We start from the raw sequence: 12,982 nt of genomic DNA, 5'->3' as shown, positions 1-12,982 counted from the left end.
GTGGTGTACTTGCGGGTGAAGTGAAAGACGTACTACTACTAGACGTTACACCTCTGTCTCTAGGTATCGAGACTATGGGCGGCGTAATGACTAAGCTTGTTGAGAAGAACACGACTATTCCAACAAAAGCGAACCAAGTTTTCTCTACTGCAGAAGACAACCAGAACGCGGTAACTATCCATGTTCTACAAGGTGAGCGTAAGCAAGCATCATACAATAAGTCTCTAGGTCAATTTAACCTAGAAGGCATCCAAGCAGCTGCACGTGGCATGCCACAAATTGAAGTAACTTTCGACCTAGATGCGGATGGTATCCTGCACGTATCTGCGAAAGACAAGCAGACTGGTAAAGAGCAGAAAATCACGATTCAAGCTTCAAGCGGCCTAAGCGACGAAGACATCGAGAAAATGGTTCAAGAAGCAGAAGCTAACAAAGAAGCGGACAAAAAGTTCGAAGAGCTAGCATCTGCACGTAACCAAGCAGACCAAATGATTCACGGTACTCGTAAGCAAATTGAAGAAGCTGGTGAAGCTCTTCCTGCTGATGAGAAAGAGAAGATTGAAGCTGCTATCACTGAGCTTGAAGAAGCTCGTAAAGGTGATGACAAAGAAGCGATCGATGCGAAAGTTCAAGCGTTAATGGCTGCTGCTCAAAAGCTGATGGAAATCGCGCAACAACAAGCACAACCACAAGGTGATGATGCTGAGTCTCAATCGAAAGATGAAGACGTTGTTGATGCTGAATTCGAAGAAGTGAAAGACGACAAAAAGTAATTTTTCGTCGCTAGGATAGCGTTAATTCATTGTTGGAAGTGCGTACTTTCTTCTAGAACTAACGCTACCTATCTTAGGAAAATCTTTCTGTAAGAATTCTATTACGGGCGTCGGAGGCAACTCTAACGCCCGTATGTTTGTAAAAAAAAGCTGTCTTTCTAGCTAAGTACTTTGAAATAAAGATCTTAGCTAGAAAGATATAAAAACACCAAGCGGTGCTCTGAAATACAGGCTCGTTTGCAGTAATAAATTGGTGACGAAAGCATGTCAAAACGTGATTTTTACGAAGTATTAGGCGTTAGCCGTGATGCATCTGAACGCGATATTAAAAAGGCGTATAAGCGCTTAGCGATGAAGTTTCACCCTGATCGTAATCAGGGGGATGAGACAGCATCGGACAAATTTAAAGAAGTCAAAGAAGCATACGAAGTTCTTACAAATCCTCAGAAGAAAGCGGCATACGATCAATACGGTCATGCGGCATTTGAACAAGGTGGCGGCGGCGGTTATGGCGGCGGCGGTGCTGATTTCGGTGATATCTTTGGTGACGTATTTGGTGACATCTTCGGTGGTGGTCGTCGTGGTGGCGGTGGTCAACGTGCACAACGAGGAGCCGATCTACGTTACAACATGGAGTTAACGCTAGAAGAAGCAGTACGTGGTGTATCAAAAGAAATTGAAATACCAACCTTAGTACATTGTGATACTTGTAGCGGCAGTGGCGCTAAGAAAGGCTCTTCGGCTGATACATGTGGAACTTGTCATGGTCATGGTCAAGTTCAAATGCGCCAAGGCTTCTTTGCAGTTCAACAGACTTGTCCTACCTGTCACGGTAAAGGCAAAATCATCAAAGATCCATGTAATGAATGTCATGGTCAAGGTCGCAAACAGAAAACCAAAACACTCAATGTTAAGATCCCTGCAGGTGTTGATACTGGTGATCGCATTCGTCTATCTGGCGAGGGTGAAGCTGGCGAAATGGGTGCTCCAGCAGGTGACCTATACGTTCAAGTGCACGTAAGAGAACACCATATCTTTGAACGTGAGGGCAACAACTTGTACTGTGAAGTACCAGTGAGCTTTGCAATGGCGGCATTAGGTGGCGAAGTTGAAGTTCCAACACTTGATGGTCGTGTAAACCTAAAAGTACCATCAGAAACACAAACCGGTCGTATGTTCCGCATGCGTGGTAAAGGTGTTAAAGGTGTTCGGGGCGGCGGCATTGGTGATCTAGTGGTTAAACTAGTCGTTGAAACACCGGTGAATCTGAGTTCACGTCAAAAAGAACTGCTTAAAGAGTTTGAAGAAACATGTGGTGGCGACGCTGCAACTAAGCACAAGCCAAAATCTGAAGGTTTCTTCAATGGCGTGAAGAAATTTTTTGATGATTTAACTAACTAGTTCACTCTGCGTAAAATTTAATGAAAAGCCTGCTTATGAACTGACCCCCAATAGTTAGACACCAATTATTGGGGGTCTTTTTATGTCCAAATATAGCCGAGAGCTAAAATGTATCATTGCTAAGCAATACTTAGATGGCACGTCATCTCTCTACTTAGCAAAACAATATTCAATTTCTTCAAGACAGATACGGTATTGGGCTCAAGTCTTTGCCATCCATGGTACTGATTCATTTTTACCAACTAAGCATGCTGCTACTGCTCAAACAAAACGAAAAGCATTTAATTTAATGTGGACGAATGAATGGTCTCTCACGCACACTAGCGCAGTATTAAACCTCTCATCCCCTGGGATACTCTCTGTCTGGCTCAATCGATTTAATGAGCTCGGTATCAAGGGGCTCAAAATGCGCCAGAAAGGAAGACCCTCAATGAAACTGCAACCTCAACGTACCACTAAACCTGATAATGAAATGACACTTGAGGAGCTAAAAGAGGAGTTGGTCTACTTACGAACCGAGAATGCCGTTCTAAAAAAGTTGGAAGAGTTGGAGCAGGAAAAAAACCGTCGAACAAAGAAAAAGCGGTCATAGCTCTAACTCTTAAAGGCAAGTACCCGTTGAAGCACTTACTGCACACTCTACAGCTGGCAAAAAGTGTATTTTATTATCAAGCTCAAACGAACAAGCGCCCAAATAGCTACGAACGTGAGCTGCGGTTGATAGAGTCAATTTATCATGAACATAAGGGTCGATACGGCTATCGCCGTATTCACTTGGAACTAAAAAATCAGGGGTTCGTGCTTAATCACAAAACGGTTCAAAGGCTTATGGCACAGCTCAACCTTAAATCGACGGTCAGGATTAAAAAGTATCGTTCATATCGAGGAGAGTCTGGAAAAGCTGCTCCCAACGTGCTTGAAAGAGATTTTAGTGCGACTCAGCCCGATGAAAAGTGGGTAACTGATGTCACGGAGTTCAAAGTCAAAGAGCAGAAAGTATTCTTGTCTCCCGTTGTCGACTTGTTTACTCAGGAAGTGGTTGCTTATAGAGTGGCCAAAAATGCCTGCTTGCCGCTTGTCACGGATATGCTGACGGAAGCTATATCAACGCTTGAACCCAACTCAAAGCCAATTATACATAGCGATCAAGGTTGGCAATATCGCCATCGACAGTACCAGAAAAAGGTAGCGGAGAGTGGGTTAACGCAAAGCATGTCGAGAAAAGGTAACTGCTTGGATAATGCTGTTGCTGAAAACTTTTTTGCTTTACTCAAAACAGAGATGTATCACAACCAAAGCTTTGAAGATGCAGATGATTTGATAGAGCAAATTAAAGAATACATCGAGTACTACAATACCAAACGTATAAAAGTGAAACTAAAAGGCCTGACTCCGATAGAATATCGAACTCAGGCCTTGAAAGCCGCTTAACAGAAATGTCCAACTTTACGGGGTCACTTCATTATGCGGCTCTTTTACTATTTGTCGCTAATGACGCGAGCGTTGTCAGGTGTGGTGAAGTGATTTGATAAATCCCTATTTGAGACAACATAACCAATCCACATACCAGCCATACAGATAATAATTGCGATACCAGTTGCGTGGAGGGCTTGGCTTGCTAGCGCCGCAACCAAAGCACTTGCTAGGCTACTTACACTGATTTGTAAGCTGTTTTGCAAACCGGCTGCGGTTGCAGGGCTCTGTTGTGCGCTTGCAAGAGCTCGATTTACGACGATTGGATACATCGCACCATTAGCTACTGCAATTAAACAAAACGGCGCTAAGATTGGCCAAATTGAAGTGAGTTGCCATTGTGATGCTACGAAGATTAATAGTGACGCGACGCTGAATAGCCCGACCAACTGACGAAGAACTTTTTCGTCACCATATTTCGCAACCATGGTTTTACCTAACCAACCACCAACCATAAACGCAATGGTCTGGGGGATGAAGCTTAAGCCAATGTCTTTGGCATCATAACCGAGTTGCGCCATGATCTCAGGCATACCCGTTAGATAAGCAAAGAATGCAGCAGATGCGGTGGCGAACATCATTACATTGCCAAGGTAAGTCTTTGAGCCAATCAAGGCGCGAATGTCATTTGTAATGGACGTTTGTTTTTCTTCAATAATATCTTGCTGTTGGCTCATTGTTACCATGATAAGTAGTACACCCATAATGGTTAATGCGTAAAAAATACTATGCCAACCAAAACTATCCGCCAGTAACACTCCTAGTTGAGGTGCTAGGGCTGGAGATAGGGCGACAAGTGGCATAATTGTCGCGAAAATCTGTTGGCTCGAACTGCTATAGCGTTTGATTACCATCGCCTGCCAAATTACCGCTGGCGCACATACACCAATCGCTTGGATGAATCGCAGTGTTAGTAGTTGCCATACTTGGTCGCTAAAGGCTAAACCGAGTGAAGAAACGGTGAACAGAGCTAAACCAAGAGCCAGTGTATTCCGGTGTCCGAATTTGTCAGACGCTAACCCCCACAATAATTGACCACTTGCCATACCGACCAAAAATACGGTCAGAGAGAGCGCAATTTGCTCAGGACCAGTGGCAAAATCGACTTCCATCATCTTAAATGCAGGAAGGTACATATCAGTGGCAATAAAGCCTAGCATTGAAAGTGCTGATAAATAGAACAGCTGTAATTTGGATACTTGCATAAGATTACCGTTCAAAAAAATTCACATGTATTTATTTGCCAAAAATTTGGCTATATGGAGGTTTGCATTCTATTTTTGGTGTTCTATAAAATAAAACGTTAATATTTGTGGTTATGAATCAAAAAATTTGAAGGCAGATTATGAGTGTGTTTTCTCGAACTTCACTAAAGATGATCGATACTGTTGCTCGTTTAGGCAGTTTTACCGCCGCTGCAGAGATATTACATAAAGTACCATCTGCGATTAGCTACAGTGTTCGTCAAATTGAGCAAGATCTAGGGGTAGAGTTATTTAAACGTTTGCCAAGAAAGGTAGAGCTTACCCCTGCGGGGGAAGTCTTTCTGGTAGAGGCGCGAGCCATGTTACGCCACATGGAAGAGGTGAAGAGCCAAACTCGCCGCGCAGCACATGGCTGGCAGAAAACCTTGAAGCTGACATTAGATAATGTCGTCAGATTGGACAAAATGAAGCCAACGATTGAGGCTTTCTATTCCACGTTTGAGCACGCTGAGTTACAGATCAACATGGAAGTTTTTAATGGCTCTTGGGAAGCAATTTCACAAGGGCGAGCTGATATTGTTATTGGCGCGACGGCAGCAATTCCAGTTGGTGGAGATTTTGAAATTAAAGAGATGGGCGTTCTTGACTGGGCGTTTGTTATGTCTCCTAGCCATCCATGTGTGCGAGAGCAGGTATTGACTGAAGAATTTGTCAGCCAGTTCCCCGCCATTTGCCTAGATGACACCTCAAATGTACTGCCTAAGAGACATAACGTACATTACCCTAAACAACGCCAATTATTATTACCCAATTGGTACAGCGCGATTGAATGCTTGAAAAACAGCATTGGTGTGGGATACATGCCTCGGCATATTGCTCAATCATTAATTGATGAAGGTTTGCTGGTGGAGAAAATATTGCCAGAGGAAAAGCCGCTTAGTCATTGTTGTTTGGTTTGGCGAAAAGATGAAAATCATAAAATGATTGAATGGATGGTTGAATATCTTGGCTCTAGCGAGCAGTTATATAATGACTGGCTACGTTCTTAATAATAAAAGCGCCAGCTCAAGACTGGCGCTTTTAAGTGACCCATTTAGAATTAAGGACGTTCAAATACAGTGGCGATGCCTTGTCCTAAGCCAATACACATGGTTGCCAAACCGTATTTAGCGTCTTTGGCTTCCATTAGATTGATCAGTGTGGTTGAAATACGTGTGCCAGAGCAGCCCAATGGATGACCTAATGCGATAGCACCACCGTTAAGATTGACCTTTTCATCCATCACTTCCAGCAAGCCAAGATCCTTTGCCACGGGTAATGATTGAGCGGAAAAAGCTTCATTGAGCTCAACCACATCCATATCTTCAACTGTTAAGCCAGCGCGTTTTAGTGCTTTTTGTGTTGCAGGTACAGGACCATAACCCATGATAGAAGGATCGCATCCCGCGATTGCCATACCTTTGATATAAGCTCGAATTGGTAAACCCAACTCTTTGGCTTTGTCTTCACTCATGATTAACATCGCTGAAGCGCCATCAGACAGGGCGGAAGATGTACCAGCCGTAACGGTGCCATTAACCGGATCAAAAACAGGTCGAAGTTGGGATAATCCATCAACTGTTGTTTCTGGGCGAATGACTTCATCAAAGTCTAATGTCATCAATGTGCCGTCAGATGCATGACCTTCAGTCGGTAGGATCTCATTTTTAAAGCGTCCTTCAATCGTTGCGGCATGAGCTCGTGCATGCGAACGAGCAGCAAACTCATCTTGTTGCTCACGACTTATACCATGCATTTTTCCTAGCATTTCAGCAGTAAGCCCCATCATTCCGGCAGCTTTAGCTACGTTTTTAGACATACCAGGATGAAAATCGACACCATGATTCATTGGTACGTGCCCCATATGCTCAACACCACCAATAAGACAGATCTCAGCGTCACCAGTCATGATTGCACGTGTACCATCATGCAATGCTTGCATTGATGAGCCACAAAGACGATTAACGGTTACAGCGCCAATTTCAATTGGTAAGCCTGCTAGTAGTGCAGCATTGCGTGCCACATTAAAACCTTGTTCAAGTGTTTGCTGCACGCAACCCCAGTAGATATCTTCAATTTCCGAGGGATTGACTTGCGGGTTGCGCGCTAATATCCCTTTCATCAAATGAGCGGATAAATCTTCTGCTCGAACATGACGATATGCCCCACCTTTAGAGCGCCCCATAGGGGTACGAAGGCAATCCACAATTACGACTTTTTTTATATCTGTAGCCATTTTCGATTCCCCCATTAAATTGAACCTTGCTGTTGGTTGCCGTAAAAGCTTTCACCTTTGGCTGCCATATCTTTCAGCAGTTGTGGTACTTGGTACATTGCGCCGAGTTCGGCAAACTGTTTTGCTTGATCAACGAATGTATCGATACCAATGCTGTCTAGATAACGGAATACACCGCCTCTAAATGGAGGGAAGCCAAGACCATAAACCAGTGCCATATCTGCTTCTTGTGGTGAAGCGATAATATTTTGTTCAAGACATAGCACGACTTCATTGATCATTGGGATCATCATTCGCGCGATAATGGTCGAATCATCGAACGCTTGTTTATCGGTACATACATCGGCGAGTAATGGGAGGATCTTGTCATCAAAACTTTTCTTAGGTTTCCCTTTTCTATCCAAGGTATAACTGTAGAAACCATGCCCATTTTTCTGCCCAAATTTATTGGCTTCAAATAGCGCATCGATAACATCACGTCCTTGCTTACCCATTCGGTCAGGGAAGCCTTGTGACATGACCGCTTGGGCATGGTGAGCGGTATCAATGCCCACAACATCGAGTAGGTAGGCTGGTCCCATTGGCCATCCAAACTGACGCTCCATCACTTTATCTACAGAAGTAAAGTCGGCGCCGTCGCGTAATAACAAGCTAAAAGCACCGAAGTAAGGGAACAGCACTCGGTTTACGAAAAATCCTGGGCAGTCATTGACGACAATGGGAGACTTACCCATTTTTGCAGCATAAGCGACAACTCGATTGATGGTTTCATCCGAAGTATGCTGACCGCGAATAATTTCAACCAAAGGCATTCTGTGAACGGGATTAAAAAAGTGCATACCACAGAAATTTTCAGGACGCTTAAGTGATTTGGCTAATAAATTAATTGGTATAGTGGAGGTATTTGAAGTGATCACTGTATCGATAGCGACGTGTTGCTCAACTTCACTCAATACTGCTGATTTTATTTTAGGATTCTCTACCACCGCCTCGACGATGACATCGATGTTTTCAATCCCTGCGTAATGTAGGCTAGGGGTAATGGAAGCAAGAATACCTGCCATTTTGAAGCCATCAATACGCCCACGTTCTAAGCGTTTGTTAAGTAGCTTTGATGCTTCTGTCATACCTAAATCAAGAGATGACTGAGCAATATCTTTCATTAATACAGGAACGCCTTTTAGCGCTGATTGGTAGGCGATACCGCCACCCATTATTCCAGCCCCAAGAACAGCGGCATGTTGTGTTTCTTTCTGTGCCGATTTCGCTGCCTTTTTCGCTATGCTCTTTATGTACTGATCATTTAAAAACAACCCAACTAAGGCGCTTGCTTCAGATGATTTTGCAAGCTTAACGAAATGCTTTCTCTCTATATCTAGAGCTTCATCGCGGGCAAGGTGAGCACCTGCTTCAATCGTTTTTACTGCTGTCATTGGCGCTGGATAGTGGGGACCTGCTTTTTGCGCGACCAATCCCTTAGCCATGGTGAAACTCATCATAGCTTCTAGTCGACTAAGTGTTAGCGGTGATTTTTTTAGTGTGCGGCGTGATTTCCAATCTACTCTTTCAGTAATGGCTTGAGATAAGGTCGTGAGTGCCGATTGGTATAGAACATCACTGTCGACGATAGCATCCAGTAGTCCAATTTTAAGTGCTTCATTTGCTCTGCAAGCTTTGCCTTGAGTAATAATCTCCATAGCACTGTCTGCACCGATAACACGAGGTAAACGCACGCAGCCACCAAAGCCGGGCATAATACCTAACTTAGTTTCTGGTAAACCAATGCTGGTGGTTTGATCTCCTATTCTAAAATCAGTAGCGAGTACACACTCACATCCTCCCCCGAGAGCATGTCCCCTTATAACTGAAATTGTTGGAAAAGGCAGATCTTCCAGTTTTGTGAATGTTTGGTTAGCAAACTGCAACCACTGGTCTAGCTCGTGATCGGGCTTGGAAAAATGGTCAAGAAACTCGGTAATATCAGCGCCGACAATGAAAGATTCTTTGTCGGTTGTAAGCAGCAAACCATTAATATTGTCTGTTTGAAGTATGGTATCCAGTGCTGTATCTAGCGACTGCAATGTTGCGAGGTCCAGTTTATTTACCGAGTTTGGAGAGCTAAAGCAAAGCTCAGCTATACCATCTCGCACTTCCTTTACGTGTAGGGTGTTAGCTTGGTAAATCATGTCTATCTCCATGACATAAAATCTACAGATGAAGTTATAGTTATTCTGGTAAGACCAGTGTTATTAGTGTGGACCTGAGATTGTTTAATTTCAACACATATTTTAAACAAGTGTTTAACATTGTGATTAAGATAATCCATTCTGTTATTGCTAAGAGCTCGTGATAAGCTTGCTAACAACATATCACTGCCAGTCAAATCATGAACGATAAGCCGTACTTAATTCCTGTAGCTCCAATAATCTTTGAAGAAGAGATCAAGAAGAGCCAATTCATTACATACTTAGCCCATACTCCAACAATGGATTCAGCCAAAGCATTTGTCGACGAGATAAAGAAGAAGCATTCTGATGCTCGGCATAACTGTTGGGGATTTGTCGCAGGGAGACCTGAAGATTCCATGAAATGGGGTTTTAGTGACGATGGCGAGCCATCAGGTACGGCTGGTAAACCTATCTTGGCGCAGTTATCCGGTTCTGGGGTTGGGGAAATATGCGCTGTTGTGACAAGATATTACGGTGGCATCAGGCTTGGTACTGGTGGTTTAGTGAAAGCTTATGGCGGCGGTGTGCAACAAGCATTAAAGCTGCTTCAAACTATAGAGAAAAAAATCACCATATTAATAAAGCTACAGTTAGACTATGGCTTTATGCCAGTCGCACAATCGCTGTTTAGTCAATTCGGTGTGCTGGAAGTAGAAGCAAAATACAGTGATGATGTTGTACTGACTCTTGAGATTGAAGTTCGTGAGTTAGAAGCCTTTAGTCAAATCATCATTAACAGAAGCGGCGCTAAAGCCGTAATCACCCCGGTTAAAGGGATTGAATAGGAAGTCAGAAGCCTAGCTTCACATACCATTAATAATGCAATTTCGATCTATTATCCGAATCGTCGGGCTTTTGCTCGCCCTTTTTAGTGTCTCAATGCTTGCCCCTGCCTTGGTTGCTTTAGTATACCGAGATGGTGCGGGTGTGCCGTTTGTGACAACTTTCTTTGTTCTTCTTTTTTGTGGGGTGGTTTGCTGGTTTCCGAACCGGCGTCATAAGCATGAACTAAAAGCTAGAGACGGCTTTTTAATCGTCGTTCTATTCTGGACGGTAATTGGTAGTGCAGGTTCACTACCATTTTTATTGTCTGATAATCCTAATGTGTCGGTAACGGATGCCTTTTTTGAATCCTTTTCTGCGTTAACGACTACAGGTGCGACAGTTATAGTTGGTCTCGATCATCTACCCAAAGCAATTCTCTTTTATCGCCAGTTCCTGCAATGGTTTGGTGGTATGGGAATAATCGTACTCGCTGTCGCAATACTTCCAGTACTCGGCATTGGTGGGATGCAGCTATATCGGGCAGAAATTCCTGGTCCAGTAAAAGATACAAAGATGACACCGCGTATTGCCGAAACGGCAAAAGCGTTGTGGTACATCTACCTTAGTTTGACCATCGCTTGCGCGCTAGCGTATTGGCTAGCGGGCATGACACCATTTGATGCGATTGGGCATAGTTTCTCTACTATAGCTATTGGTGGCTTTTCTACCCATGATGCCAGCATGGGGTATTTTGATAGTTATGCGATTAATATGATTACCGTGGTGTTCTTGTTGATATCTGCATGTAACTACTCACTTCACTTCGCGGCATTTGCTTCTGGTGGCGTGCACCCGAAGTATTATTGGAAAGATCCAGAGTTTCGAGCCTTTATTGTTATACAGATACTACTGTTCATTATTTGTTTCCTAATGCTGCTCAGTCACCATTCCTATGACACAGTTTATGAGGCTTTCGACCAAGCACTATTTCAGACCGTTTCTATTTCGACAACCGCAGGTTTTACTACTACTGGATTTGCCGAATGGCCGCTGTTTTTACCAGTGTTACTTCTATTCTCCTCCTTTATAGGGGGTTGTGCCGGTTCGACTGGTGGTGGAATGAAAGTGATACGAATATTGTTACTGACTTTGCAGGGCGCGCGTGAACTAAAACGCTTAGTGCATCCTCGCGCGGTATACACCATTAAGTTGGGGGGGAGCGCTCTACCTCAGCGAGTAGTCGATGCCGTATGGGGATTTTTCTCTGCTTATGCTTTGGTGTTCGTTGTTTGTATGTTGGCTTTGATTGCTACAGGTATGGATGAGCTGAGTGCATTTTCTGCGGTTGCGGCAACATTAAATAATCTAGGTCCAGGCTTAGGCGAAGTTGCACTTCATTTCGGAGAGATAAATGATAAAGCCAAATGGGTGCTAGTCGTTTCAATGCTGTTTGGTCGACTAGAGATATTTACTCTACTTATATTGCTGACTCCAACATTTTGGCGTAGCTGAGGACATAATGTGAAAAAGGCTCTATTTCTATATTCTTCCCGTGAAGGACAAACGATAAAAATTCTCAAGCACATTGAAGCGCAATTAAGTGATTACCAATGTGAGATCGTTGATTTGCACCAAGTTGCGAATATCGACTTCTCTACATATGAAAGGGTATTAATTGGTGCATCTATTCGTTACGGTAAATTGAATAAGAAACTCTATCAGTTTATAGAAAGTAACCTCGAACAGATTATTACTCATAAAGTGGCCTTCTTTTGTGTCAATCTAACTGCACGTAAAGAAGATCAGGGTAAGGATACGCCAGAAGGTAGTGTCTATATTAAAACATTCTTACGTTCATCCTCGTGGCAGCCGTGTTTAATTGGTGTATTCGCAGGAGCACTTTACTATCCACGTTATGCTTGGTTTGACAAAATGATGATAAAGCTAATTATGACGTTAACCGGTGGTGAAACAGATACGAGTAAAGAAGTAGAGTACACAAACTGGGAAAAAGTCACTCTATTTGCTGATAAGTTTAAAGAAATGTAAACAAAACTGCCTCTTTTGGCGGTTTTAGATTAATTAATAGTCGAACTATAAGAAAAACCAATAAATAGCGAAAAATGACTTGCCAATGTGATGTCGATCTCTATAATGCGACCTCACTGACACGGCAACGGTTCGAAAGAAACGAGTGCAGAGTTGGTAAGGTGTTTTAGCCAAGCAAATTGCTTGTAGAAAGTTTGAAAAAAGTGGTTGACACTAAACTTGAAATCGCTAAAATAGCCGTCCGTTTTGAGATAACTCAAAGCGAAAAGCTCTTTAACAATATAAACCTATCAATCTGTGTGGGCACTCGTTGATGATAATCCAATAAGTTATTCTGTTCCTTTTTATAAAGAGCGGCAATAACTGTTTCTTCGGAAACACATTGGGTTCAATGAACTGAGTGACCAATCGAGATTAAGTCTAACTTAGTCTTGGCACAGTCAATTCATTATCATTCTGTTGGAATGATAATAGCTTTAGAATTACATGTTTCTGTTCTTTTTCGAAAGAGCGGTAAATATTAGTTTTGAAGTCAGTATTCATTGAGCCGAAAAAACTTTAAATTGAAGAGTTTGATCATGGCTCAGATTGAACGCTGGCGGCAGGCCTAACACATGCAAGTCGAGCGGTAACAGGAAGAAAGCTTGCTTTCTTTGCTGACGAGCGGCGGACGGGTGAGTAATGCCTAGGAAATTGCCCTGATGTGGGGGATAACCATTGGAAACGATGGCTAATACCGCATAATCTCTTCGGAGCAAAGAGGGGGACCTTCGGGCCTCTCGCGTCAGGATATGCCTAGGTGGGATTAGCTAG

11 protein-coding genes and 1 rRNA gene are annotated in these 12,982 nt (G+C 43.2%); 9 read left to right on the top strand and 3 right to left on the bottom strand.

What is annotated here, in order from left to right; translation table 11 throughout:
- The 4 genes from L4C38_RS00060 to L4C38_RS00045 all read left to right on the top strand — a co-directional run.
- Nucleotides 1-773, top strand: a 773-nt coding sequence (locus L4C38_RS00060) for an Hsp70 family protein (protein WP_428795509.1), incomplete at its 5' end; no start/stop codon positions are given.
- A gap of 264 nt (nt 774-1,037) precedes the next feature.
- Entirely contained in the window at nt 1,038-2,174 is a 1,137-nt protein-coding gene (gene dnaJ, locus L4C38_RS00055) for a molecular chaperone DnaJ (RefSeq protein ID WP_428795508.1), read from the top strand.
- Nucleotides 2,175-2,256: 82 nt separating this feature from the next.
- Nucleotides 2,257-2,766 carry a helix-turn-helix domain-containing protein gene (locus tag L4C38_RS00050; protein WP_428750098.1) on the top strand — a complete coding sequence of 170 codons (510 nt, stop codon included), beginning with the start codon at nt 2,257-2,259 and terminating at the stop codon, nt 2,764-2,766.
- Nucleotides 2,763-3,605, top strand: coding sequence for an IS3 family transposase (locus L4C38_RS00045; RefSeq protein ID WP_428795512.1), 843 nt, complete (start codon nt 2,763-2,765; stop codon nt 3,603-3,605). The genes L4C38_RS00050 and L4C38_RS00045 overlap by 4 nt, the downstream gene beginning before the upstream one ends.
- A 47-nt stretch (nt 3,606-3,652) precedes the next feature.
- Here L4C38_RS00045 and punC read toward each other — a convergent pair whose 3' ends face one another.
- Nucleotides 3,653-4,852 (bottom strand): purine nucleoside transporter PunC, encoded by a 1,200-nt coding sequence (gene punC, locus L4C38_RS00040; RefSeq protein ID WP_428795507.1) that lies wholly within the window; start codon nt 4,850-4,852, stop codon nt 3,653-3,655.
- A gap of 146 nt (nt 4,853-4,998) precedes the next feature.
- On the opposite strand from punC, the gene punR reads away from it, so the two are divergent.
- Nucleotides 4,999-5,901, top strand: coding sequence for a DNA-binding transcriptional activator PunR (punR, locus tag L4C38_RS00035; protein ID WP_428795511.1), 903 nt, complete (start codon nt 4,999-5,001; stop codon nt 5,899-5,901).
- A gap of 50 nt (nt 5,902-5,951) precedes the next feature.
- On the opposite strand, the gene fadA is transcribed toward punR, so the two are convergent.
- Nucleotides 5,952-7,115 carry an acetyl-CoA C-acyltransferase FadA gene (gene fadA, locus L4C38_RS00030; protein ID WP_428795510.1) on the bottom strand — a complete coding sequence of 388 codons (1,164 nt, stop codon included), beginning with the start codon at nt 7,113-7,115 and terminating at the stop codon, nt 5,952-5,954.
- Between the two features lie 26 nt (nt 7,116-7,141).
- Entirely contained in the window at nt 7,142-9,313 is a 2,172-nt protein-coding gene (gene fadB / locus L4C38_RS00025; RefSeq protein WP_428795506.1) for a fatty acid oxidation complex subunit alpha FadB, read from the bottom strand.
- 200 nt (nt 9,314-9,513) lie between these two features.
- On the opposite strand from fadB, the gene L4C38_RS00020 reads away from it, so the two are divergent.
- From L4C38_RS00020 to L4C38_RS00005, 4 genes are all read left to right on the top strand, one after another.
- Nucleotides 9,514-10,140, top strand: coding sequence for a YigZ family protein (locus tag L4C38_RS00020; RefSeq protein WP_428795505.1), 627 nt, complete (start codon nt 9,514-9,516; stop codon nt 10,138-10,140).
- Nucleotides 10,141-10,174: 34 nt separating this feature from the next.
- Nucleotides 10,175-11,632, top strand: coding sequence for a TrkH family potassium uptake protein (locus L4C38_RS00015; protein ID WP_428795504.1), 1,458 nt, complete (start codon nt 10,175-10,177; stop codon nt 11,630-11,632).
- A gap of 9 nt (nt 11,633-11,641) precedes the next feature.
- Nucleotides 11,642-12,169 carry a menaquinone-dependent protoporphyrinogen IX dehydrogenase gene (hemG, locus tag L4C38_RS00010; RefSeq protein WP_428795503.1) on the top strand — a complete coding sequence of 176 codons (528 nt, stop codon included), beginning with the start codon at nt 11,642-11,644 and terminating at the stop codon, nt 12,167-12,169.
- 560 nt (nt 12,170-12,729) lie between these two features.
- Nucleotides 12,730-12,982 (top strand): 16S ribosomal RNA (locus L4C38_RS00005); the annotation flags it as partial.

Source organism: Vibrio kasasachensis (assembly GCF_050337565.1).
In the GTDB taxonomy this organism is placed as follows: domain Bacteria; phylum Pseudomonadota; class Gammaproteobacteria; order Enterobacterales; family Vibrionaceae; genus Vibrio; species Vibrio kasasachensis.
The sequence above is the reverse complement of the archived record's forward strand: the minus strand, read 5'-3'. Positions and strand labels throughout refer to the sequence as shown.